The sequence below is a fragment of the Streptomyces radiopugnans genome (assembly GCF_900110735.1).
Taxonomy (GTDB): Bacteria; Actinomycetota; Actinomycetes; order Streptomycetales; family Streptomycetaceae; genus Streptomyces; species Streptomyces radiopugnans.
In genome coordinates, this window is record NZ_FOET01000001.1 from 161,838 (window position 1) to 185,230 (window position 23,393).

The 23,393-nt window shown below is 74.0% G+C and carries 15 protein-coding genes and 2 pseudogenes; 8 read left to right on the forward strand and 9 right to left on the reverse strand.

Going from position 1 to position 23,393, the window contains the following annotated elements; genetic code table 11:
- Positions 1-78 precede the first annotated feature (78 nt).
- A complete protein-coding gene (locus BMY40_RS00705; protein WP_425443070.1) occupies positions 79-2,697 on the forward strand; it encodes a SpoIIE family protein phosphatase in 2,619 nt (872 codons plus the stop codon).
- Between the two features lie 145 nt (positions 2,698-2,842).
- On the opposite strand, the gene BMY40_RS00710 is transcribed toward BMY40_RS00705, so the two are convergent.
- The 4 genes from BMY40_RS00710 to BMY40_RS00725 are packed head-to-tail and all read right to left on the reverse strand — an operon-like array spanning position 2,843 to position 8,788.
- On the reverse strand, positions 2,843-4,006 hold the full coding sequence (locus BMY40_RS00710; protein WP_093654253.1) for an acyl-CoA dehydrogenase family protein: 1,164 nt from the start codon (positions 4,004-4,006) through the stop codon (positions 2,843-2,845).
- Between the two features lie 5 nt (positions 4,007-4,011).
- On the reverse strand, positions 4,012-5,028 hold the full coding sequence (locus tag BMY40_RS00715; RefSeq protein WP_093654255.1) for a hydroxymethylglutaryl-CoA lyase: 1,017 nt from the start codon (positions 5,026-5,028) through the stop codon (positions 4,012-4,014).
- Positions 5,025-7,142 (reverse strand): acetyl/propionyl/methylcrotonyl-CoA carboxylase subunit alpha, encoded by a 2,118-nt coding sequence (locus BMY40_RS00720; protein WP_093654257.1) that lies wholly within the window; start codon positions 7,140-7,142, stop codon positions 5,025-5,027. The genes BMY40_RS00715 and BMY40_RS00720 overlap by 4 nt, the downstream gene beginning before the upstream one ends.
- A gap of 14 nt (positions 7,143-7,156) precedes the next feature.
- Complete coding sequence (locus BMY40_RS00725) at positions 7,157-8,788, reverse strand: carboxyl transferase domain-containing protein (RefSeq protein WP_093654259.1); 1,632 nt, start codon at positions 8,786-8,788, stop codon at positions 7,157-7,159.
- Positions 8,789-8,875: 87 nt separating this feature from the next.
- Here BMY40_RS00725 and BMY40_RS00730 point away from each other — a divergent pair.
- The 3 genes and pseudogenes from BMY40_RS00730 to tesB all read left to right on the forward strand — a co-directional run.
- Positions 8,876-9,472 (forward strand): annotated as a pseudogene (locus tag BMY40_RS00730) (SACE_7040 family transcriptional regulator); the annotation flags it as partial.
- A gap of 320 nt (positions 9,473-9,792) precedes the next feature.
- Positions 9,793-10,950: an acyl-CoA dehydrogenase family protein gene (locus BMY40_RS00735; protein ID WP_093654263.1), complete on the forward strand. Its 1,158-nt coding sequence runs from the start codon at positions 9,793-9,795 to the stop codon at positions 10,948-10,950.
- A gap of 55 nt (positions 10,951-11,005) precedes the next feature.
- Positions 11,006-11,929 carry an acyl-CoA thioesterase II gene (gene tesB, locus BMY40_RS00740; protein WP_093654265.1) on the forward strand — a complete coding sequence of 308 codons (924 nt, stop codon included), beginning with the start codon at positions 11,006-11,008 and terminating at the stop codon, positions 11,927-11,929.
- Positions 11,930-12,077: 148 nt separating this feature from the next.
- Here tesB and erm read toward each other — a convergent pair whose 3' ends face one another.
- On the reverse strand, positions 12,078-12,845 hold the full coding sequence (gene erm, locus BMY40_RS00745) for an ErmE/ErmH/ErmO/ErmR family 23S rRNA (adenine(2058)-N(6))-methyltransferase (RefSeq protein WP_218158207.1): 768 nt from the start codon (positions 12,843-12,845) through the stop codon (positions 12,078-12,080).
- A gap of 507 nt (positions 12,846-13,352) precedes the next feature.
- Positions 13,353-14,147: a phosphatase gene (locus BMY40_RS00750; protein WP_093654269.1), complete on the reverse strand. Its 795-nt coding sequence runs from the start codon at positions 14,145-14,147 to the stop codon at positions 13,353-13,355.
- 191 nt (positions 14,148-14,338) lie between these two features.
- Between BMY40_RS00750 and speB the strand changes: the two genes are divergently transcribed.
- Both speB and BMY40_RS00760 read left to right on the forward strand, forming a co-directional pair.
- Positions 14,339-15,319, forward strand: coding sequence for an agmatinase (speB, locus tag BMY40_RS00755; RefSeq protein WP_093654271.1), 981 nt, complete (start codon positions 14,339-14,341; stop codon positions 15,317-15,319).
- A gap of 455 nt (positions 15,320-15,774) precedes the next feature.
- Complete coding sequence (locus BMY40_RS00760; protein ID WP_093654273.1) at positions 15,775-16,062, forward strand: hypothetical protein; 288 nt, start codon at positions 15,775-15,777, stop codon at positions 16,060-16,062.
- 395 nt (positions 16,063-16,457) lie between these two features.
- Here BMY40_RS00760 and BMY40_RS00765 read toward each other — a convergent pair.
- Positions 16,458-16,874, reverse strand: a pseudogene (locus tag BMY40_RS00765) (ankyrin repeat domain-containing protein); the annotation flags it as partial.
- Between the two features lie 185 nt (positions 16,875-17,059).
- Between BMY40_RS00765 and BMY40_RS00770 the strand changes: the two are divergent.
- A complete protein-coding gene (locus BMY40_RS00770) occupies positions 17,060-20,920 on the forward strand; it encodes an ABC transporter ATP-binding protein (RefSeq protein WP_093654275.1) in 3,861 nt (1,286 codons plus the stop codon).
- Between the two features lie 57 nt (positions 20,921-20,977).
- Here the strand turns inward: BMY40_RS00770 and BMY40_RS00775 are convergent, their stop codons facing one another.
- Both BMY40_RS00775 and BMY40_RS00780 read right to left on the reverse strand, forming a co-directional pair.
- On the reverse strand, positions 20,978-21,199 hold the full coding sequence (locus tag BMY40_RS00775; protein ID WP_093654277.1) for a hypothetical protein: 222 nt from the start codon (positions 21,197-21,199) through the stop codon (positions 20,978-20,980).
- Between the two features lie 17 nt (positions 21,200-21,216).
- Positions 21,217-21,759, reverse strand: a complete 543-nt coding sequence (locus BMY40_RS00780; protein WP_218158208.1) for an NUDIX domain-containing protein — start codon at positions 21,757-21,759, stop codon at positions 21,217-21,219.
- A gap of 173 nt (positions 21,760-21,932) precedes the next feature.
- Between BMY40_RS00780 and BMY40_RS00785 the strand changes: the two genes are divergently transcribed.
- A complete protein-coding gene (locus tag BMY40_RS00785; RefSeq protein ID WP_093654279.1) occupies positions 21,933-23,348 on the forward strand; it encodes a S28 family serine protease in 1,416 nt (471 codons plus the stop codon).
- Positions 23,349-23,393 lie beyond the last annotated feature (45 nt).

A 23,393-nucleotide genomic window follows, 5' to 3' on the forward strand; every position in this document is an offset into this window, starting at 1 on the left:
ACGGAGGGCCGGGATCCCGGGGAGAGGGCGAGACGACCGCCGGAGCGGCACCCCGGCTCACTGCTGGGCGTGCGCAGTCTGGCGGGTCAGGTGTTCGTCCTCCAGGCCGTCCTCGTCCTCCTGCTCGTCCTCGCGGCCGTGGCGGCCCTGGTGGTGCAGGCGCGCAACGACAGCACGCGGGAGGCGCGCAACCGGTCGGTCGCGGTCGCCGAGACGTTCGCGGCCGCGCCCGGTCTGCCCGCGGTGCTCGCGAGCGACGACCCCACCACACGGCTCCAGCCGCTCGCCGAACGGGCCAGGGAACGCTCCGGTGTGGACTTCCTCGTGGTGACGGACACCGACGGGATCCGCTACACCCACCCCATGCCGGACCGGATCGGGAAGAAGTTCGTCGGCAACATCGAACCGGCGCTGCGGGGCGAGGTCGTCACCGAGGAGATCGTCGGCACCATCGGCCCCCTGGTGCAGGCGGTCGTCCCCGTCCGGAACGCGGGCGGCTCCATCGTGGGCCTGGTCTCCGCGGGCATCACCGTCGAGAGCGTCGAGGGCACCGCCGGAGGTCAGTTCCCGCTTCTCTTCGGCGCATCCGCGGGGGCGCTGCTGCTGTCCATGGCGGGCACGGCGGTGGTCAGCCGGCGGCTGCTGCGCCAGACCCGCGGTCTGGGTCCCGGCGAGATGACCCGCATGTACGAGCACCACGACGCCGTCCTGCACGCCGTCCGCGAAGGCGTGCTGATCGCCGGTGCCGACGGCCGGCTGGTGCTCGCCAACGACGAGGCGCGCCGGCTGCTGGACCTGCCTCCGGACGCCGAGGGCCGCCCCGTCGCCGACCTCGGTCTCCCGCCGCCCCTCGGCGGGCTGCTGGCGTCCGCGCGGGTGGCCGTCGACGAGGTCCACATGGCGGGGGAGCGGATGCTGGCCGTCAACCAGCAGCCCGTCGACCGCTACGGATCCCCGTCGGGCAGTGTGGCGACGTTCCGGGACACCACCGAGATGCGGTTGCTCTCCGAGCGCGCCGAGGCGACGGGCCGCAGGCTGCGGCTGCTGTACGACGCGGGCACGGGGATCGGCACCACGCTGGACATGGTGCGCACCGCCGAGGCGCTGGCGCAGGCCGCCGTACCCCGCCTGGCCGACTTCGTCACCGTCGACCTGGCCGAGCCGGTGCTGCGGGGCGAGGAGCCCACCGGCGAGGCGGTGGGCATGCGCAGGGTGGCCGCCGCGGGGATCCGTGAGGTCCCCTCCTTCTACGCCAGGGGAGACCTCATCAGGTTCGTCCCCTCCACCCCGCAGGCGCGGGGCTACGGGTCGGGGCAGGCGGTCCTGGAGGCCGACCTGACCGACGCACCCGGCTGGCAGGCACAGGACCCCGAGCGCAGCCGGGGGATCATGGCGGAGGGCGTCCACTCCCTGATCACGGCGCCCCTCCAGGCGCGCGGCATGGTTCTGGGACTGGTCAACTTCTGGCGCTCCGAGAAGCCCGAGCCGTTCGACGAGGACGATCTGTCCCTGGCCGAGGAACTGGTGGCCCGGGCCGCGGTCGCCATCGACAACGCCCGCCGCTACACGCGCGAGCACACCATGGCCGCCACGCTCCAGCGCAGCCTGCTGCCGCGGGCCCTGCCCGAGCAGGACGCGCTGGACGTCGCCTACCGCTATCTGCCCGCCCACTCGGGGGTGGGCGGCGACTGGTTCGACGTGATCCCGCTGTCCGGCGCCCGGGTGGCGCTGGTGGTCGGCGACGTGGTCGGCCACGGACTGCACGCGGCCGCCACCATGGGGCGGCTGCGGACCGCCGTCCACAACTTCTCCGCCCTGGACCTGCCGCCCGACGAGATCATCGGGCATCTCGACGAACTGGTGAGCCGTAGCGATCAGGAGGGGGACGGCGAGAACGGGACGCCGGACGGCACCCACGGAATGATGGGCGCCACCTGTCTGTACGCGATCTACGACCCGGCCTCCCGGCGCTGTGTCATGGCCCGGGCCGGGCATCCGCCTCCCGCGGTCGTCCGCCCCGACGGCGAGGTGGAGTTCCCCGACACGCCCGTCAGCGCCCCTCTCGGACTGGGCGCGCCGCCCTACGAGTCGGCCGAGATCGAACTGGCCGAAGGCAGCCGGCTGGTGCTGTACACCGACGGGCTGGTGGAGGACCGGGCGCGTGACATCGACGCCGGACTGGATCTGCTGGCGCAGGCCCTGACCGGGGCCGGCCGCTCCCCGGAGGAGACCTGCGACGCGGTGACCGGGGCGATGCTGGCCGGGCGCCCGCGCGACGACGTCGCCCTGCTCGTCGCCCGTACCAGGGCCCTGGCCGCCGACCAGGCGGCGTCGTGGGAGGTGCCCTCCGAGCCCGCCGCGGTCTCCGCCGTGCGCGAGGAGGTCGCGCGGCGGCTGGCCGACTGGGGGCTGGAGGAGACGGTGTTCACCACCGAGCTGATCCTCAGCGAGCTGGTCACCAACGCCATCCGGCACGCCACCGGGCCGGTGCGGGTCAGGCTGCTCAGGGTGGAGCGCAGTCTGATCTGCGAGGTCTCCGACACCAGCAGCACCTCGCCGCACCTGCGCCGCGCGGCGACGACGGACGAGGGCGGACGGGGGCTGTTCCTGGTGGCGCAGCTCTCCGAGAGGTGGGGCACCCGGTACACCGGGAGCGGGAAGGTCATCTGGGCCGAGCAGCAACTGCCCCCGGCCTGACCGGCTCGGCTGACCGGCCCGTCCGGCCGGCAGCCCTGCCGGGTGTGCGGGACCGGGTGTGAGGGGCTGGATGTGCGGGACCGGGGTGGGGCGCCGTCGACGGCGCCCCACCCCGCTTGCCTGCCCGTCGGCCCGGACCGCCCGGTCAGGAGGAGGCGACGCCCAGCTCGCGGGCGATCAGCATGCGCTGGACCTCGCTGGTGCCCTCGCCGATCTCCAGGATCTTCGAATCCCGCCACATACGGGCCACCGGGTACTCGTTCATGAAGCCGTAGCCGCCGTGGATCTGGGTGGCCTCGCGGGCGTTGGTGACCGCGATCTCCGAGGAGTACAGCTTGGCGATGGCCGCCTCCTTCTTGAACGGCTCGCCCGCCAGCAGCCGGGAGGCGGCGTCGCGCCAGGCGATACGGGCGGTGTGGGCGCGCATCTCCATGTCGGCCAGCTTGAACTGGATGGCCTGGTTGGCCCCGATGGGGCGGCCGAAGGCGCGGCGCTCCCCGGCGTACCGCACCGACTCGTCCACACAGCCCTGGGCCAGGCCCGTGGCCAGCGCGGAGATGGCGATGCGGCCCTCGTCCAGGATGCGCAGGAACTGGGCGTAGCCGCGGCCCTCCTCGCCCAGCAGGTTGGCGGCCGGGACCCGGACGTCGGAGAAGGACAGCTCGCGGGTGTCCGAGGCGTTCCAGCCGACCTTGGAGTAGGGCGCGGCGACGGTGAAGCCCGGGGTGCCGGAGGGGACGATGATCGAGGAGATCTCCGGGCGGCCGTCGGGCTTGCGGCCGGTGACGGCGGTGACGGTGACCAGACCGGTGATGTCGGTGCCGGAGTTGGTGATGAAGCACTTGGTGCCGCTGATCACCCACTCGTCGCCGTCGCGTACGGCGGTGGTGCGGGTGCCGCCCGCGTCCGAGCCGCACTCGGGCTCGGTCAGGCCGAAGGCGCCGAGCATCTCGCCCGAGCACAGCCTCGGCAGCCACTGGCGCTTCTGCTCCTCGGTGCCGAAGCGGTACACGGGCATGGCGCCCAGCGAGACGGCGGCCTCCAGGGTGATGGCGACCGAGGAGTCCACCCGGGCCAGCTCCTCCAGGGCCAGGCACAGGGCGAGGTAGTCGCCGCCCATGCCCCCGTACTCCTCGGGGAAGGGCAGGCCGAACAGGCCCATGCGGCCCATCTCGCGCACGATCTCGTAGGGGAACTCGTGGTTCTCGTAGAACTCCCCGATCTTCGGCGCGATGACGTCGTGTGCGAACTCCTCGACGGTGCGGCGCAGTTCCTCGTGCTCGGGGGAGAGGCGGTGGTCAAGGGACATGGCTGTCACTGCTCCTTGTGGGAGTCGCGGGAGACCTGGGTGCCCTGGGAGCCGCGGGTGTCGTGGGTTCCCTGGGAGGAGAGGGCGCGGACCGTGCGGGACGGGCTGGGCCGCCCCAGCCGCTCGGCCATCCACACGCTGGTGGCGGTGAGGCGGCCGAGGTCGACCCCGGTATCGATGCCGAGGCCGTGCAGCATCCACACCAGGTCCTCGGTGGCGAGGTTGCCCGTGGCGCTCTTGGCGTACGGGCAGCCGCCGAGGCCGCCGGCGGAGGCGTCCACGGCGGTGACGCCGTGCCGGAGGGCGGCCAGGGTGTTGGACAGGGCCTGGCCGTAGGTGTCGTGGAAGTGGACGGCGAGGCGGCCGGTGGGCACGCCCGCGTCGTTCAGGGCGGCCAGCAGGGCGGTGACATGGCCGGGGGTGGCCACGCCGATGGTGTCGCCCAGGCTCAGCTCGTCGCAGCCGAGGTCGAGCAGGCGGCGGCAGACGCCGACCACCTGCGCGACGGGCACCGGGCCCTCCCAGGGATCGCCGAAGCACATCGACAGATAGCCGCGGACCCCGGCGCCCGCCTCCTTCGCGCGGGCGGCCACCGGCTCGAACATCGCCAGGGCCTCGTCGACGGTGCGGTTGAGATTGGCCCTGGCGAAGGACTCGGTGGCGCTGCCGAAGACGGCGATCTCGCGGACGCCGAGGGCCAGCGCCCGCTCCAGGCCGCGCTCGTTGGGCACGAGCGCCGGCAGCCGTACGGCGTCGGCGCCCGCCCGGTCGGCGAGGTCGGCCACGGCCGGGAACAGCTCCTCGGCGTCGGCCAGTTGGGGCACCCACCTGGGGTGGACGAAGCTGGTCGCCTCGATGGTGCGCAGCCCGGCGTCGGCGAGCCGGCGGATGAACTCCGCCTTCACCTCGACGGGCACGGTCGACGGTTCGTTCTGCAGACCGTCGCGCGCGCCCACCTCGTGGATGCGGACGCGGTCCGGAAGCCCTTCGGCCGCAACGGCCATGGGCAGACCCTCGATCATCGCGCGGCCTCCTTCTCCGGCCCCGGCTTCTCCGACGGCGCCGGCGAATCGCCGTCCGGCGCGGAGCCCTTCGGCTCGACGACGGCGAGCACCTGGTCCATGGCGACCGTGCTGCCCGCCGTGACGTCCAGCTCGGTGACGACCCCGTCGTAGGGGGCGGCGATGACGTGCTCCATCTTCATCGCCTCCACCACCAGCAGGCTCTGGCCGGCGGTGACCTCCTCGCCGACGGCCGCCTTGACGACGGTGACCGTGCCGGGCATCGGCGCGGTCAGCGCGTCGGCGCCGTGCGCCCCCGCGCCGCCCCGCAGGGCCGCCTCGACCGGGTCGTGGTCGGCCAGGTGCCAACTCTGCCCGTCGCGGCCGAGCCAGCGGCTGCCGCCGAAGCGGGTGTGGGCGAAGGAGTGGGTCATCCCGTCCCAGGTCAGCAGCGCGCGGCCGGATTCCCCGCCGGAATCCCCACCGTCCTGCGGCCGCAGCGCGGCACTCACCGGCTCGGCGTCCCCGACGCGGACCTCGGCGCCGTCGGCCCGCCCGCGCACCCGCACGGCCACCGGCTCATGGCCCGGTGTCCGCAGGTGGTGGACCGTCCAGGCGGGCTCGCCGCCCAGCCGCCAGCCGGTCGGCGCGGAGAACGGGTCCGTCCAGCCGGCGGAGCCGTCCGCGGAGGCGGGGGGCGAAGGCTCCAGAGCGGCGTGCCGCAGCAGAGCCGCCGCCGCGTAGACCTCGTCCGGCACGGCCGACGGCAGCAGCGAGGCGGCGTCGCGGTCCACCAGGCCGGTGTCCAGCTCCCCGGAGACCACCGCCGGGTGGGCCAGCAGGGCGCGCAGGAAGGCGGTGTTGGTGTCCACGCCCAGCACGGTCGTCTCCGCCAGCGCGGAACGCAGCCGCCGCAGCGCGGAGGCCCGGTCCGGACCGTGGGCGATCACCTTGGCGAGCATCGGGTCGTAGACGGTGCCCACCTCGGTGCCCTGCGCGAGCCCGGAGTCCACGCGGACGCCCTCGCCCGAGGGCTCCGAGAGCAGGTGGACGGTACCGGCCGACGGCAGGAAGTCCACCCTCTCGCCGGTGGCGCGCGCCGTCTCCGCGCAGATCCGGGCCTCCACCGCGTGCCCGTTCAGGCGGACGTCCTCCTGGCCGAAGGCCAGCGGCTCGCCGGCCGCCACCCGCAGCTGCCACTCCACCAGGTCCAGGCCGGTGATCAGCTCCGTCACCGGGTGCTCGACCTGGAGGCGGGTGTTCATCTCCATGAAGCAGTAGGCGGCCGGATCGCCGCCGGGGACGATGAACTCCACCGTGCCGGCGCCCCGGTAGCCGCAGGAGCGGGCGGCGCGTACGGCCGCCTCACCCATCGCGGCGCGGGTGGTCTCGTCCAGCAGCGGGCTGGGCGCCTCCTCGATGATCTTCTGGTGGCGGCGCTGGAGGCTGCACTCGCGCTCGCCCAGGTGCACCACGGTGCCGTGGCCGTCGGCCAGGACCTGGATCTCGATGTGCCGGGGCCGGTCGATCCACCGCTCCACCAGCAGGGTGTCGTCGCCGAAGGCGCCGCGGGCCTCGCGCCGCGCGGCGGCGATCTCCTCGGCCAGCAGCGACTCGTCGCGCACCAGCCGCATGCCCTTGCCGCCGCCTCCGGCCGAGGGCTTGAGCAGGACCGGGGTCCCGATCTCCAGCGCCGCGGCGGTCAGTTCGGCGTCGGTCAGCCCGCTGCCGCTGCTGCCGGGCACCACCGGCACCCCGGCGGCCCGCACCGTCTCCTTGGCGCGGATCTTGTCGCCCATCAGCTCGATGGCGTCGGCGGGCGGGCCGACGAAGACCATCCCGGCCGCCTCCACCGCGCGGGCGAAGGCGGCGTTCTCGGCGAGGAAGCCGTAGCCGGGGTGCACCGCCTGGGCGCCCGTCCGCCGGGCGGCCCGGAGCAGCCTCTCGATCGACAGATAACTCTCGGAGGCCACCGCCGGGCCGATCCGCACCGCGGTGTCCGCCTCCCGCACATGGCGCGCGTCGGCGTCCGCGTCGCTGAAGACGGCGACCGAGCGCACGCCCAGCCGCCGCAGCGTGCGGATGACGCGGACGGCGATCTCGCCGCGGTTGGCGACCAGCACCGTGTCGAACATGGAACGCATCCCCCTCACATCCGGAAGACGCCGTAGCCGGGCGCCGCGGGGTCCTTCTCGGGCAGCGGCGCGTTCGCGCACGCGGTGAGCGCGAGGCCGAGCACCGTACGCGTCTCCAGCGGGTCGATCACGCCGTCGTCCCACAGCCGCGCGGTGGCGTAGTAGGCGTTGCCCTGGGTCTCGTACTGCTCGCGGATGGGCGCCTTGAAGGCGTCCTCCTCCTCGGCGCTCCACTCCTCGCCACGCGCCTCCAGCTGGTCGCGCTTGACGGTGGCCAGCACCGACGCGGCCTGCTCGCCGCCCATCACCGAGATCTTGGCGTTGGGCCACATCCACATGAAACGCGGCGAGTACGCCCGGCCGCACATCGAGTAGTTGCCCGCTCCGTAGGAGCCGCCGACGACGACCGTCAGCTTGGGCACCCGGGTGCAGGCCACGGCCGTCACCATCTTGGCGCCGTGCTTGGCGATGCCGCCCGCCTCGTACTGGCGGCCCACCATGAAGCCGGAGATGTTCTGCAGGAACACCAGCGGTATGCCGCGCTGGTCGCACAGCTCGATGAAGTGCGCGCCCTTCTGGGCGGACTCGGCGAACAGGATGCCGTTGTTGGCGACGATCCCGACCGGGTGGCCGTGGATGCGGGCGAAGCCCGTCACCAGCGTCGTGCCGTACTCGGCCTTGAACTCCGCGAACCGGGAGCCGTCGACGACGCGGGCGATGACCTCGCGCACGTCGTAGGGGGTGCGCGAGTCGACGGGGACCGCGCCGTAGAGCCCGGCCGGGTCGACCTTCGGCTCCTCCGCCGGCTCCACCGGCCACGGCAGCGGGCCGCGGCGGGGGAGGGTGGCCACGATGTCCCGCACGATGCGCAGGGCGTGGGCGTCGTCCTCGGCGAGGTGGTCGGTCACCCCGGAGGTGCGCGAGTGGACCTCGCCGCCGCCCAGCTCCTCGGCCGTGACGACCTCGCCGGTGGCCGCCTTCACCAGCGGCGGCCCGCCCAGGAAGATCGTGCCCTGGCCGCGCACGATCACGGCCTCGTCGCTCATCGCCGGCACGTAGGCGCCGCCCGCCGTGCACGAGCCGAGGACGGCGGCGATCTGCGGGATGCCCGCGCCGGACATCCGGGCCTGGTTGTAGAAGATCCGCCCGAAGTGCTCGCGGTCGGGGAAGACCTCGTCCTGCATGGGCAGGAAGGCGCCGCCGGAGTCCACCAGGTACACGCACGGCAGCCGGTTCTCCAGGGCCACCTCCTGCGCGCGCAGGTGCTTCTTGACCGTCATCGGGTAGTACGTGCCGCCCTTGACCGTGGCGTCGTTGGCGACGACCACCACCTCGCGGCCCGACACCCGCCCGATGCCGGCGATCACGCCGGCGGCCGGGGCCTGGCCGTCGTACATCCCGTCCGCCGCGAGCGGAGCCAGCTCCAGGAAGGGGGACCCCGGATCCAGCAGGGTGTCCACCCGGTCCCGCGGCAGCAGCTTGCCGCGCGCGGTGTGCCGCGCCCGTGCCCGCTCGCCGCCGCCCAGCCGTGCCGCGGCGAGCTTCTCGCGCAGTCGCGCGGCCAGCTCGCGGTGCGCGGCCTCGTTCGCCCTCGCCGCCTCTGACGCCGGATCCACGGCGCTGACCAGCGGAGGTGCCTGCTGCATGCCCTTCGAGCCCCCTTGCTCGGTTAGTGAGCGTTAACCTCGTCCATCAGGTTAACGCCCGCTAACCCGGCTGTCTACAATTCCCTCATGACCACCAGGACCGACGCCCCCACCCGCCGAGAGCAGATCCTCGGCGAGGCCGCCCGCCTGTTCGCCGAGCGCGGCTTCCACGGCGTCGGCGTGGACGAGATAGGCGCGGCGGTCGGCATCAGCGGCCCCGGCCTCTACCGCCACTTCGCGGGCAAGGACGCGATGCTCGCGGAGCTGCTGGTGGGCATCAGCGAGCGGCTGTACTCGGGCGGGCGCAGGTGCCTGGCGGAGTCCGGCGAGGCCGGCCTCGCGCCGGGGGCGACGCTGGACGCGCTCATCGGCCGCCACATCGACTTCGCGCTCGACGACCGCGCCCTGATCACCCTCCACGACCGGGAGCTGGACCGGTTGCGCGACAGCGACCGCAAGCTGGTGCGCCAGCTCCAGCGCCAGTACGTGGAGCTGTGGGTGGGCGTCGTGCGCCAGGTGCACCCGGAACTGCCGGAGAAGGAGGCCCGCGCCTCCGTCCACGCCGTCTTCGGCCTGCTCAACTCCACGCCCCACCTGAGCCGCCCCTCCTCGCTGCCGGACCGCGACGCGGCGGCCGCCCTCCTGCACAGGCTGGCCCGCGGCGCCTTCGCCGCGGCCGCGGCGGACGGCGGCGCGAGTGGCGGCGCGGGCGACGACTCCGGCGGCCCGGCGGTCGGCGTGTACCGCGTGGAGGAAGGCGCGGCGGACGGCGTGAACGGAGGCGGGGCGGGCGCCGAGGGCTGAGACCCCGAGCCGGGCCCCGCGCCGGGCCCTGCCCGAGCCCTGCCCGGACTCGCGCCGGTGCCCGCCGCGCGCGTACGACCGCGTATGACACCGCCCACAGCGGCGGACAACCGCCGGAACACCCCTGGACAGCCGATTCGACCCTTCGGTAGCTTGCGTCTGAGCAAGCGCTTAGTTTTCCGGCCCCAGGAGGCGATGACGTGCGTCGCACGGTGTTCAACGAGGACCACGAGGCGTTCCGCGAGACCATCCGCGACTTCATCGCCGCCGAGGTCGTGCCTTACTACGAGCAGTGGGAGAAGCAGGGCCACGTCCCCCGCGAGCTCTACCTCAAGCTCGGCGAGCTGGGCGTCTTCGGCATCGAGGTGCCCGAGGAGTACGGCGGCGCCGGCGAGACCAGCTTCAAGTACAGCGCCGTCATCTCCGAGGAGACCGCCCGCGCCGGCGTCAGCTTCGGCGGCTCCGGTGTCCACACCGCTCTGTGCCTGCCCTACCTGCTGAAGTACGCCAACGAGGAGCAGAAGCAGCGCTGGCTGCCGCCCTTCGTCACCGGCGAGATGATGACCGCCATCGCCATGACCGAGCCCGGCGCCGGCTCGGACCTGGCCGGCATGAAGACCACCGCGAAGCTGTCCGAGGACGGCACGCACTACATACTCAACGGCGCCAAGACCTTCATCACCGGCGGCGTCCAGGCCGACCGCGTCCTGGTCTGCTGCCGCACCGCCCCGCCGACCCCCGAGGACCGCCGCGGCGGCATCTCCATCCTGGTGGTGGACACGAAGAGCGAGGGCTACACCGTCGGCCGCAACCTCGACAAGCTGGGCCTGAAGTCCTCCGACACCGCCGAGCTGTCCTTCACCGACGTCAAGGTCCCCGTCGAGGACCTGCTCGGCGAGGAGGGCAAGGCGTTCTCCTACCTCACCCACAACCTCCCGCAGGAGCGCCTGGGCATCGCGATCGGCGCCTACGCGCAGTCCGCCGCAGCCGTCCGCTTCGCCCACGAGTACGTCAGGGACCGCACGGTCTTCGGCAAGCCCGTGGCCTCCTTCCAGAACACCAAGTTCGTGCTCGCCGACTGCCAGGCGGACGTGGACGCCATGCAGGCGGTCGTGGACCGCGCGCTGGACGCCCTGGACGCCGGGGAGCTGACCCCCGCCGACGCCGCCTCCGTCAAGCTGTTCACCACCGAGACCGCAGCCAAGGTCATCGACAAGTGCCTCCAGCTGCACGGCGGTTACGGCTACATGCGGGAGTACCCGATCTCGCGCCTGTATGCCGACACCCGCGTCACCCGCATCTACGGGGGCACCAGCGAGGTCATGCGGTCCATCATCGCCAAGTCGATGGGCCTGTGAGCGGCCGGGAACGAGGCGGCCGGGCACGGAACCGAGCGGAGGACACGCACCTTCCATGACGAACGACGGCACGGGCGCGGGCGCCGGCCAGGCGCCCCCGTCCGCCCTGCTGGACCTGGTCGGCCTGCTCGACCTGGAGCGGATCGACCGCGACATCTTCCGCGGCCAGAGCCGCCCGGCGGTCGTCCCCCGGGTCTTCGGCGGGCAGGTGGCCGCGCAGGCGCTCGTCGCGGCCTTCCGCACCGTCCCCGACGACCGGCTCGCGCACTCGCTGCACGCCTACTTCCTGCGCCCCGGCGACCCGGCCGCGCCGATCGTCTACACGGTCGACCGCATCCGCGACGGGCGGTCCTTCACCACCCGCCGGGTCGTCGCCGTCCAGCACGGGCAGCCGATCTTCCACCTGTCGGCGTCCTTCCAGGCCGGCGAGGACGGGCTGGAGCACCAGGAGCCGATGCCGGCCGCACCGGACCCGGAGACGCTGCCGGACTCCACCGAGCTGCTGCCGCGCCACGCCCATCTGTTCAGCGACCCCGGCGTCGCCGGCCGCCTCGCCGAGGCGCGGGCGGCGGTCGACCTGCGGTACGTCACCGAACCGCCGTACGCGACGGCCGGGCAGCCGCGCGAGCCGCGCTCCCAGGTCTGGTTCCGCACGGCAGGCAAGCTCGACGGCGACCTCGACCGGCCGGTGCTCCACCTGTGCCTGGCCGCCTACATCTCCGACATGAGCCTGCTGGAGCCCGTCCTCCTCGCCCACGGCCGCGGCGGCTGGACGGTCGGGGACGTGGTGGGCGCGAGCCTGGACCACGCGATGTGGTTCCACCGCCCCTTCCGCGTGGACGAGTGGCTGCTGTACGACCAGTCCAGCCCCACCTCCCAGGCCGGCCGCGGACTGGGCCACGGCCGGATCTTCACCGCCGACGGACGGCTGGCGATCACGGTGATGCAGGAGGGCGTGGTGCGGGTGCCGCGCGGCTGAGGCCCGTGCGGCGGGGCGCCCGTGCGGCGGGCCCGCCCAGGGGTTCCCGCCCGGCCCCGCATCCTCGCCGGCCCCGCGGAAACGCGGGCCCCGGTCCGGCGCGCGGGTGCCGGACCGGGGCGCCGAGGACGTCCCACAGGCCGTTCGTTCAACCCCGTCCCAGTTCGCCGAACAGCACCAGCCACTGACGCGGGGCGACCAGCCCCACGGGGGTGTCCGTGCCGACCCCCGCCGCCGCGCAGGCGGCCCGGACCCGGCGTGTGCGGTGCCGCCGCGCCAGCGTGGCCGCCAGCGAGCCGCCCACCCCGGTGAAACCGTGCTCCACGAAGGCCCGGTAGCCGGGGAGCCGGTCCGGGGGCAGCAGGGGCGTGGAACGGCGCTCGATCCGGAGCGCGGCCGAGTCGGTGCGCGGCACGGGCACGAAGCTCCCGCGCCCGACCCGGCAGCCCAGCAGCCAGTCGTGGCAAGGCCAGCTGAGCACCGTCAGCAGCGGCCAGCGGCCGTAGTCCCCGGTGTGCTTGCGCGCGTACTCCCGCTGGGTGAGCAGCGTCGCGGAGGTCAGCGCGGGGGCGGCCAGGCACCACCGCACGATGTCGGTCGTGCGCGAGTAGGGGATGTTGCCCACCACGGCGAACGGCTCGTGCGGAGGGGAGGCCCGCAGGAAGTCGCCCCGTACGGGGCGGACCTCGGGGCGTCCCGCGAAACGGCGCTCCAGCCGGGCGGCCAGGCGCGGGTCGATCTCGTACGCCACCACCTCGCGGCAGGTACGGGCCAGCGCGGCGGTGAGCGGTCCCTCCCCGGCGCCGGGCTCGACCACCAGGTCGCCGGGGCCGACCCGGGAGAAGCGCACCAGGCGGCGTACGGCGTCGGTGTCGTGCAGGAAGTTCTGGGAGAGCGTGATGCGGCGGCGTGCCACGGGCGAAGTCCTCTGTTCGAGGACAGGCCGGGGCCGGGCGCGGCGGAGCGCGTGCGTGGACGGTTCCACAAGGGTGTGGGCGCGCGGGGCTTCGGGCCTGTCCGGGTCCACGGGAGACACCGGGGCCCGGGCACGCATGCGGAAGGACCGCGCGAGGACGCGGGGAGCGCGGGGGAGCGGGCGCGTACGCGTGACGGCGTACGCGAAGGGCGCGTCCGTACGGAGGGGCGCCCGGGGGCGCCTGCGGACGGCTGCTCGGGGTCAGACGCTCGACGGGTCCCGGCGTGCCGGGGCCGAACGCCGACCGCGCGGGCGGCCGGTCGTCTGCGGACACCAGCCGGAGCGCCGCGCGACGGCGCCCGCACCGCTGGTGATCGCCATGAAGGCTGCGGAACCCATGGCCGCGACGCTAGGTGCCGCACCCGTCGGCGGGCAACCGGATTTACGGGCCGCCGGCAGCCCGCGGGCGCCCGCCGCCGGACGGCCCGGACGCCCCGCCCGCCCCCGCTACGCGGGCGTCAGCCCCGCCGCGTCCAGCAGGTAGGCGGTCATCGGCTCGTAGTAGCGCGGATTGATCACATGATCGTCCAGGGGGACGGTGACCGCGAGGGTGCCCTCCGCCTCGCCGAGGAAGAGCGCCGGGTCGTTGCAGTCGGCGAAGCCGACCGTGGTGATGCCGCGCTGCGCCGCGCAGCCCGCCCAGCCGTGGTCGGCGAAGACCAGGTCCGGCAGCGGCTCGCCCTCGCGCTGGAGGGCGTCGAGGATCGCGGTCATCGGCTCGGGGGAGTGGGTGTGCCACAGCGTCGCCCCGCGCTCGTGCATCGCGATGTCCGCGAGCTGCACCACCACGCCCTGGTCCGCGATCAGCCCCAGCGGCACCCGTACGATCTCGCACCCGGCCAGCCGCAGCGCGTTCGCCACCTTGCTGTGCAGATCGATCAGCGCGCCCGGGTGGCCGGTGGCGAACAGCACCCGGTGGCCGGCCTCCGCCGCCTTGCGCAGCTCGACCGCCGCCCGGTCCAGGGCGGCCACCGTCAGCTCCGGGTCGATGGTGTCCTGGCCCTGGCGGTGCCCGGGGTCGTCGACGACCCCGCAGCGCTCGGCCATCACCGCCAGTACGTCCTGCTCGTCACTCCAGCGGTCGCCCAGCTCCAGGCCCAGCCAGTAGTGCCGGTCGCCGTTGGCGAGCCGGCGGTAGTGGTCCAGGTTGTTCTCGCGCGGAGTGGCGACGTCCCCGGCGATACGGGTGCGGACGAGGTGGTCGATCAGCTCGGAGCGGGAGGGGGCGGCGGTTATCGGCATGGGGGCATTGTCCCCCGAGGGGGCCCGCCGGGCGATCGGCTTCGGCCCGTGGCGCCCCCTCCGTCTCCCGCCGTGCCCGCGCGGTGCCCCGTCGCGCCCGCCGCCTCCTGTACGGGCCGTCCAAAAGGGTGCGGGCGACTGTCGGATCCGTCCATGTCCGCGGGGAAGGGCCCCTGCCTACCCTCGGCCGCATGAGCAGCGACCAGCAGCAGCCCCGCGGACCCGTCGACTCCTCCCGCATCCCGCGCTTCGCGGGCCCGGCGACCTTCGCCCGCCTGCCCCGCCTGGACGAGGTGGGCCGCGCCGACGTCGCCGTCGTCGGGGTGCCCTTCGACTCGGGCGTCTCCTACCGGCCCGGCGCCCGCTTCGGCTCCAATGCCGTCCGCGAGGCCTCCCGCCTGCTGCGCCCCTACAACCCGGCCCAGGACGCCTCCCCGTTCGCGCTCGCCCAGGTCGCCGACGCGGGCGACATCGCCGCCAACCCCTTCGACATCCACGAGGCGGTCGAGACGGTGGAGCGGGCGGCCGGCGAACTGCTGGACACCGGCGCCCGGCTGATGACGCTGGGCGGCGACCACACCATCGCCCTGCCGCTGCTGCGCGCGGTTGCCCGTAAGCACGGCCCCGTCGCCCTGCTCCACTTCGACGCCCACCTGGACACCTGGGACACCTACTTCGGCGCCGAGTACACCCACGGCACGCCCTTCCGGCGCGCGGTGGAGGAGGGCATCCTCGACACCTCCGCGCTCTCCCACGTCGGCACCCGCGGCCCGCTGTACGGCAAGAAGGACCTCACCGACGACGCCAAGATGGGCTTCGGCATCGTCACCTCCGCCGACGTGATGCGGCGCGGCGTGGACGAGGTCGCCGACCAGCTCCGCCAGCGCATCGGCGACCGCCCGCTGTACGTCTCCATCGACATCGACTGCCTCGACCCGGCCCACGCGCCCGGCACCGGCACCCCGGAGGCGGGCGGCATGACCTCCCGCGAGCTGCTGGAGATCCTGCGCGGGCTCGCCTCCTGCAACCTGGTCTCGGCCGACGTGGTCGAGGTCGCCCCGGCGTACGACCACGCCGAGATCACCTCGGTGGCCGCCTCCCACACCGCCTACGAGCTGACGACGCTGATGGCCCGGCGGATCGCGGCCGAGCGGGAGTCCGCGGAGCGGTAGGCCCGGCCCGCACCCTTGGGCCACCGGCCGTCCGGGCGGTGACCCAAGGGGGCCACCGGTGGGACGCCGGCCCCGGGGGACGAGGGAGACGAGGGGGCGCCCCGGCGGTGGGCCGTCCCTCGCGGTGTAACGGTGGTTATTGCGGCTGCAATCGCTTCCGGAGGCGTGGTCGCGGCGCGTCCCCGCGCGGGTTCCGCTGGCCGGGACCCCCTGCTTTTCGGTCACGTTTGGAGCAGTGCGTATCCGGACGTAAGCACAGGGTTTCGAAGCCGGTGAAAACGATCGATCACATCGTCGCTGGTGACCGGCGCGCGCACCCTGTACCCCCGGGGGTTACAGCAGGCTACTGGTTTAACACGCAACGTTACTCGAAATGATCGTCGAAGGTGCATCCGACGATGCTTCCCGACAGACTCACGTTCGCTATCCGTTACACCCCGACGGAAGGACGCGTCATGCGGAACGCGGTGAAGTGCGCCCTGGTGAGCGGCCTGCTGGCCGCGGGCACGCTCGCCCCGCTGTGCGGCGCGGCGCTCGCCGCGCCGGCGCCCCAGGCGCCCTCGGCGCTGGTGCTCGCCACCGCGCCGGAGCGCACGGGGGAGGCGGACGGCGCGGGCGCGCCGGTCTGCGCCTTCGAGGGCTCCGGAAGCCCGGGGGGGTCCGGGAGCCGTTCCACACCGGAGATCCTCTGCGTGTGGCCGGATGCCGCGGAGGGAGACGGCGCGGAGGTGTTCGCCATCTGACGGAACCTTCCGGCGGAAACCGGGGTCCGCACCACCTGGGACCCCACTGAGACGGCCGGTCGCCGTGCACGCCCCGGACAGGCGGCGCGAGCGGTCCGGCGGGCCCCGCGGTCCCTCCTCACCGCGGGGCGGGCCGATCGAGCGGACGGGCGGGGAGCCGGTCCTGTGGGGGGTGCTGGCACGCACCGCCCGTCGACGCCGCGGCCCACCAAGGGCGCGGTCCGGAGAGAATGCCTGGCTCTCCGGGCCGCGCCCCCTGTCGTTCACCGGCCGTCGCCGACGCGGTCCTCACCACCGGCGAACCGGTCCGCCTCCGCGCGCACGGTTGCACGGTCGGCACGCGGCGGCTGCCGGTGCCGCGCCACCGGTTCCTCCGCGGTGAGCCGCCGCCCGCCCTCCTCCGGACGGGGCGCCGCGAGCAGCAGAGCGATCGTCTCGGCGTGGGACTCGCGCAGGGCCCAGTCGAGCGGGGAGAGGCCGGTGCCTCCGTCCTCACGGAGCAGGGGATCGGCGCCGTGGGCGAGGAGCGTCCGCACCGTTCCGGTGTTTCCCCGGCAGGCGGCGGCGCACAGCGGGGTGCCCTCCTGGCCGCGCCCGCTCTCGGTGTCCGGGTGGGCTCCGGCCGCCAGGAGCGCTTCCGCCACTTCACCGTTGCCCTGGACGGCCGCCGCGTAGAGCGGGGTGGTGCCCTCGGCGTCGGCGGTCTCGGCGGGAGCCCCGGCCCGCAGCAGCGCGGTCACCCCCGGGAGGTCCCCACTGCTCGCCGCCCACACCAGTCGCGCCGACAGCTTCTTGCGACGTCGCCTGTTCACGGCCGTCACCCTACGGTCCGGCGCCGGCCGGTGCCGGATCACCACGGAGAACGGGAAGCCCGGTCCGCCTCCCCTCCAGCGGGATGAAATACGGTCGCCCGCGCGTTGGTCCACTGGTGCAGTGGACACACAGGGCGACACACGGTCGCACACGGCGACGCACGGCCAGCGGGAGGTAACCGGAAGTGGCGGGTACGCAGGCGGGGGAGACCGGGAAAGCCGGGGACACGGGGGAGGCCGGCGACGCGCGGCAGCCGGGCTGGGCGCGGCGGCTGACCGCGTACTGCTGGCGGTACCGCCGCAACGTGCTGTTGTCGCTGGGCGCCTCGCTCGCCGGCATGGCCGTGATGGCGCTCGTCCCCCTGGTCACCAAGGTGGTCATCGACGACATCGTCATAGGCGGCGGTGACGGGCTCGGCCTGTGGATCGGGCTGCTGGTCGCCGCCGCGGTCGCGGTGTACGGGCTGACGTACGTGCGCCGCTACTACGGCGGCAGGCTCGCGCTCGACGTCCAGCACGACCTGCGCACCGAGATGTACGACTCCATCACCCGCCTCGACGGGCGGCGGCAGGACGAGCTGTCCACCGGCCAGGTCGTCGGGCGGGGCACCAGCGACCTCCAGCTCATCCAGGGCCTGCTGTTCATGACGCCGATGATGATCGGCAACATCCTGCTCTTCGTCATCTCGCTGGTCGTGATGGTCTCCCTCTCCCCGCTGCTGACGCTGGTGGCGCTGGCCGTCGCGCCCGCCCTGACGTTCATCGCCCGGCGCAGCCGCGACCGGCTCTTCCCCGCCAGCTGGTACGCCCAGGCCCAGGCCGGCGCCGTGGCCGGTGTGGTGGACGGGGCGGTCGGCGGCGTGCGCGTGGTCAAGGGCTTCGGGCAGGAGGAGCAGGAGACCGGCAAGCTGCGCGCGGCCGGCCGCGAGCTGTTCGCCGCCCGGCTGCGCACGGTGAAGCTGAACGCCCGCTACACCCCCGCCCTGCAGGCCGTCCCCGCCCTCGGCCAGGTCGCGATGCTCGCCTTCGGCGGCTGGATGGCCACCCGCGGCCAGATCACCCTGGGCACCTTCGTCGCCTTCTCCACCTACCTCGCCCAGCTCGTCGGGCCGGTGCGGATGCTGACCATGATGCTGACGGTCGGCCAGCAGGCGCGGGCGGGCGTCGAGCGCGTCCTGGAGCTGATCGACACCGAGCCGGCCATCCGCGAGAGCGAGGACGCCCGCGAACTGCCCGCCGACGCCCCCGCCACCGTCGAGTTCGACCGCGTCGGCTTCGCCTACGACACCGGCCCCGACGCGCGGCCGGTGCTGGAGGACTTCTCGCTGAGCATCTCGCCCGGCGAGACCGTCGCCGTCGTCGGCACCTCCGGAAGCGGCAAGTCCACCGTCTCGCTGCTGCTGCCGCGCTTCTACGACGTGACCTCGGGCGCGGTGCGGGTCGGCGGGCACGACGTGCGCGAGCTGACCTCCGCCTCGCTGCGCGCGGCCATCGGCCTGGTGCCCGAGCACAGCTTCCTGTTCTCCGACACCGTCCGCGCCAACATCGCCTACGGCCACCCCGACGCCACCGACGAGCAGGTACGGGCCGCCGCGCGCGCCGCCCAGGCCGACGGCTTCATCTCCGACCTGCCCGACGGCTACGACACCGCCGTCGGCGAGCAGGGCCTGACCCTCTCCGGCGGCCAGCGCCAGCGCATCGCCCTGGCCCGGGCCATCCTCGCCGACCCCAGACTGCTGGTGCTGGACGACGCGACCTCCGCCGTGGACGCCCGGGTGGAGCACGAGATCCACGAGGCGCTGCGCGGTGTGATGGCCGGCCGCACCACCCTGCTGATCGCCCACCGCCGCTCCACCCTCTCCCTGGCCGACCGCATCGCCGTGCTCGACGGCGGGCGGCTGGTGGACGTCGGCACCGACGCCGAGCTCCAGGAGCGCTGCGAGCTGTACCGCAGGCTGCTCAGCGACCCCGACGAGCTGGGCGGCGTCGAACGCGATCCGGCCGGGCAGATCGCCGCGTCCCGGGGCGCGTCCGAGGCGGCGTCCGAGGACGGCGGGTCCGACGGCCGGGTCGACGGCGTCACCCCCGAGCTGTGGATCAGGGAGGGTGACCCGGAGGACACCGCCGCCACCACTCCCGGCGCGCCCGCCCCCGCCACCGGCGGGCCGGGCTTCGCGGGAGCCCTGGCCGGGGTCCCGGCCACCCCCGAGATGCTCGACAAGGTCGCCGCCCTGCCCCCGGCCACCGACGCCCCCGGCATCGACGAGGAGCGCGCCGCCGCCGCCGAGTCCGCCTACAGGTTGCGCCATCTGCTGCGCGGCTTCCGCGGTCCGCTGCTGCTGAGCCTGCTGCTGGTCGTGATCGACGCGGTCGCCGGGCTGATGCTGCCGGTCCTGGTGCGGCACGGCATCGACGAGGGCGTCCAGCAGGCGGCGCTCGGCGCGGTCTGGGCCGCCTCCGCGCTGGCGCTGGTCGTCGTCCTCGTCCAGTGGGCCGCGCAGACCGGGGAGACCCGCGCCATCGGCCGCACCGGCGAGCGGATCCTCTACACCCTCCGGGTCAAGATCTTCGCCCAGCTCCAGCGCCTCGGGCTCGACTACTACGAGCGCGAGCTGACCGGGAAGATCATGACCCGGATGACCACCGACGTGGACGCCCTGACGTCCTTCCTGCAGACCGGGCTGGTCCAGGCGATCGTCGCGGTGCTGACCTTCTTCGGCATCATGGTCGCCCTCGTCGTCATCGACGCGGGACTCGCGCTGGTGGTCCTGGCGACCCTGCCGCCGCTGGTGATCGGCACGGTCTTCTTCCGCCGCCAGAGCATCAAGGCCTACGAGCTGGCGCGCGAGCGCGTCAGCGGCGTCAACGCCGCCCTCCAGGAGGGCGTCGCCGGTCTGCGGATCGTGCAGGCGTTCCGCCGCGAGGAGCGCGACGCGCGCCGCTTCGCCGAGCTCAGCGACGGCTACCGCCGGGCGCGTGTGCGCGGCCAGTGGCTGATCTCGGTGTACTTCCCCTTCATCCAGCTCCTCGCCTCCCTGGCGACCGCCGCCGTGCTGATCGTCGGCGCGAACCGGGTGGGCGGCGGCACGCTGACGGCGGGCGCTCTGGTGGCGTACCTGCTCTACATCGAGCTGTTCTTCGCCCCCGTGCAGCAGCTCTCGCAGGTCTTCGACGGCTACCAGCAGGCGGTCGTCTCCCTGGGCCGCGTCCAGGAGCTGCTGCGCGAGCGGACGACGACGCCGCTGCCCGAGAAGCCGCGCGAGGTGGGCCGGCTGCGCGGCGAGATCGTCTTCGAGAACGTCGCCTTCCGGTACAACGCCGGGGACGGCGCGGACGGGGAGGGCGGCGAGAACGCGCTGTCCGGCGTCGATCTGACGATCCCCGCCGGGCAGACGGTCGCCTTCGTCGGCGAGACGGGCGCGGGCAAGTCCACGCTGGTCAAGCTGGTCGCCCGGTTCTACGACCCGACCTCGGGCACCGTCCGGGTGGACGGCGTCGACCTGCGCGAGCTGGACCTGGCCGGCTACCGCCACCGGCTCGGGGTGGTGCCGCAGGAGTCGTACCTCTTCCCGGGCACGGTGCGCGACGCCATCGCCTACGGCCGCCCCGACGCCACCGACGCCGAGGTGGAGGCCGCCGCGCGGGCGGTCGGCGCGCACGACATGATCGCCACGCTCTCCGGCGGCTATCTGCACCCGGTCGCCGAGAAGGGGCGCAACCTCTCCGCCGGGCAGCGGCAGCTGATCGCCCTGGCCCGCGCGGAGCTGGTGCGCCCCGACATCCTGCTGCTGGACGAGGCCACCGCGGCCCTGGACCTGGCCACCGAGGCGCTGGTCAACCAGGCCACCGACCGCCTGGCGGGCCGCCGCACCACCCTGGTCGTCGCCCACCGCCTCACCACGGCCGCCCGCGCGGACCGGGTGGTGGTCCTGGACCACGGCCGGGTGGTGGAGGACGGCACCCACGCGGAACTGCTGGAGCGCGGCGGGCGGTACGCGGAGCTGTGGCGCACCTACGCGGGCGTGCCGGAGGGCGCGGGGGTGTGAGCGCGGAGGCGTGAGCGCGTCCCTTCGCCGAGCGCGCCCCGGTCGAAGGGAGCGCGCTCAGCGGCGGTCGCGCGGGTGGTCGCGGGCCGTGCGCTCGTTGCCGCGCCGGTAGTTCCCCGTCCAGCGGGCCATCACCTGCTGCGGGTCGCCCGAGTCCACCTCCGCCAGGAAGCGCCGGGCGCGCTCACCGCGCAGGGTGGTGACCGGGCGGCCGTGGTGGGCGACGGTCACCGTGCCGTCGCCGTACGCGTCGTAGGAGAAACCTCCGGGTGCGGGCATACGGGCGACCGTACGGGTCAGGGGCGGCAGAGCGCAGCCAGGTATTCGTCCACCGTCTGCACCACACCGCCCTCCAGCGGCTCGTCGCCCTCCCGCCAGTGGACGGCGGCGATCTCCTCGCCGGGTGTGAACGGGGCCGGGCCGCCGGCCTCGGCGGTGAACAGGGCGCCGTACATCACCCGGCGCTCGGGGCCGAGAGCGGTGCGGGCGAAACCGGCGAACCGCAGCCGCTCCGGCGCCACCTCCTGGCCGCTCTCCTCGCGCAGTTCGCGTACGGCCGCCTGCCGGGGCGTCTCGCCGGGCTCGATCCGGCCGCCCGGCAGCTCCCAGCAGTCGCGCCCGCGCACCCGCACCATCAGCAGCCGCCCCTGATGCCACAGTGCCACCAGGACGTAGCCCACGCGCGCGTCGTCGAAGGCCGCGTCCTCCGGCTCCCGGTGGAAGCCCAGCAGTTCCATCCCCAGCGGCCCGCGCGCCAGCGGGGCCTGCCCGTCCGTCCCGGCATCCGTCCCGGTGTCTTTCCCGGCGTTCGTCGTGCTGTCCGTCGCGGCGTCGGTCATGGCGGTGAGCGTACGCCCGCCGCCGGTGCCCGCGGTACGGGGCCGGGAGCGGCCCGCGGAGCGGTGCGCGGCGGGCGCGGTCCCCGGATTCGGGCGCCAACCCGGTCTGGCGGGCCCGGTGTTGCGCCGGATAGGTTCGCCGCGTTCACGGACAAGCCCATGGGAGGGCATACATGCGCAAGGCGCTCAGAGCCCTGCTGACCCTGCTGGTGCTCATCGGCACCGTCAGCGTCGGCAGCGCGTCGGCGGGGGCCGCCACCGCGGCCGGGACCGACATCGAGGACCGCATCCTCGCGATACCGGGGATGCGCCTGATCGAGGAGAAGCCGGTCGACGGCTACCGCTTCTTCGTGCTGGGCTACCGGCAGCCCGTCGACCACCGCAGGCCCTCGGAGGGCACCTTCGAGCAGCGTCTGACGGTGCTGCACAAGGGCGAGGACCGGCCCACCGTCTTCTACACCTCCGGCTACGGGCTGCGCACCACGCCCTCGCGCAGCGAGCCGACGAGGATGACCGACGGCAACCAGGTCTCCATGGAGTACCGCTTCTTCACCCCGTCGCGGCCCCAGCCCGCCGACTGGTCCAAGCTCGACATCTGGCAGGCGGCCAGCGACCAGCACCGCATCTTCCGCGCCCTGCACCGGATCTACGACGAGGAGTGGATCTCCACCGGCGGCAGCAAGGGCGGGATGACGGCCACGTACTACCGCCGCTTCTACCCGGACGACATGGACGGCACGGTCGCCTACGTCGCGCCCAACGACGTCAACAACAAGGAGGACTCGGCCTACGACGAGTTCTTCGCCACCGTCTCCACCGCCGAGTGCCGCGAGCGGCTGAACGCCGTGCAGCGCGAGGTCTTCGTGCGCCGCGACGAGATCGTGGCCCGCTACGAGGCGTGGGCGAAGGAGGAGGGCTACACCTTCACCACCGTCGGCAGCGCCGACAAGGCCTTCGAGAACGTGGGCCTGGACCTGGTGTGGGCCTGGTGGCAGTACGGGTCGGAGTCCGACTGCGGCCAGGTGCCCGCGGCGAGCGCGAGCACCGACGAGCTGTACGCCTTCGTCGACCAGGTGGCGGGCTTCTCCTTCTACACCGACCAGGGCCTGGAGTACTACACGCCGTACTACTACCAGGCCGGCACCCAGCTCGGCGCGCCGAACTTCGACACCCCGCACCTGGACGGGCTGCTGCGCTACCCCGGCATCTACGACCCGCGCTCCTACGTCCCGCGCGACATCCCGATGAGCTTCGACCGGAAGGCGATGCGCGACATCGACAAGTGGGTGCGCAAGGACGCCGAGCGGATGCTGTTCGTCTACGGCGAGAACGACCCGTGGGGAGCGGAGCCCTTCCGGCTGGGCCGCGGCAGTGAGGACTCCTACGTCCTGACCGCGCCCGGCGCCAACCACGGCGCGAACATCGCCGGGCTGGAGGAGGACGACCGGGCCCTCGCCACCGGCGCCCTGATGCGGTGGGCCGGTCTGGACGCCGACGCGTCGGCGAACCGGAAGGCGGCGCCGCTCGCGCCGTACGACGCGAAGCTGGACCGGGCCGACAAGGCCGACCGGCGGATGCTGCGCCCCTGAGGCGCGACCCCGTACGCGGAAACGGTGGGCGCGACCGGACCTCCG

What these genes read in the sequence shown, in the direction of transcription:
- BMY40_RS00780 (WP_218158208.1), bottom strand. Translation starts at nt 21,759, where the DNA reads ATGACCGACGCCGCGACGGACAGCACGACGAACGCCGGGAAAGACACC.
- BMY40_RS00760 (WP_093654273.1), top strand. Translation starts at nt 15,775, where the DNA reads ATGCGGAACGCGGTGAAGTGCGCCCTGGTGAGCGGCCTGCTGGCCGCG.
- BMY40_RS00725 (WP_093654259.1), bottom strand. Translation starts at nt 8,788, where the DNA reads ATGCAGCAGGCACCTCCGCTGGTCAGCGCCGTGGATCCGGCGTCAGAG.
- BMY40_RS00785 (WP_093654279.1), top strand. Translation starts at nt 21,933, where the DNA reads ATGCGCAAGGCGCTCAGAGCCCTGCTGACCCTGCTGGTGCTCATCGGC.
- BMY40_RS00720 (WP_093654257.1), bottom strand. Translation starts at nt 7,142, where the DNA reads ATGTTCGACACGGTGCTGGTCGCCAACCGCGGCGAGATCGCCGTCCGC.
- BMY40_RS00775 (WP_093654277.1), bottom strand. Translation starts at nt 21,199, where the DNA reads ATGCCCGCACCCGGAGGTTTCTCCTACGACGCGTACGGCGACGGCACG.
- tesB (WP_093654265.1), top strand. Translation starts at nt 11,006, where the DNA reads ATGACGAACGACGGCACGGGCGCGGGCGCCGGCCAGGCGCCCCCGTCC.
- BMY40_RS00715 (WP_093654255.1), bottom strand. Translation starts at nt 5,028, where the DNA reads ATGATCGAGGGTCTGCCCATGGCCGTTGCGGCCGAAGGGCTTCCGGAC.
- BMY40_RS00710 (WP_093654253.1), bottom strand. Translation starts at nt 4,006, where the DNA reads ATGTCCCTTGACCACCGCCTCTCCCCCGAGCACGAGGAACTGCGCCGC.
- speB (WP_093654271.1), top strand. Translation starts at nt 14,339, where the DNA reads ATGAGCAGCGACCAGCAGCAGCCCCGCGGACCCGTCGACTCCTCCCGC.
- BMY40_RS00750 (WP_093654269.1), bottom strand. Translation starts at nt 14,147, where the DNA reads ATGCCGATAACCGCCGCCCCCTCCCGCTCCGAGCTGATCGACCACCTC.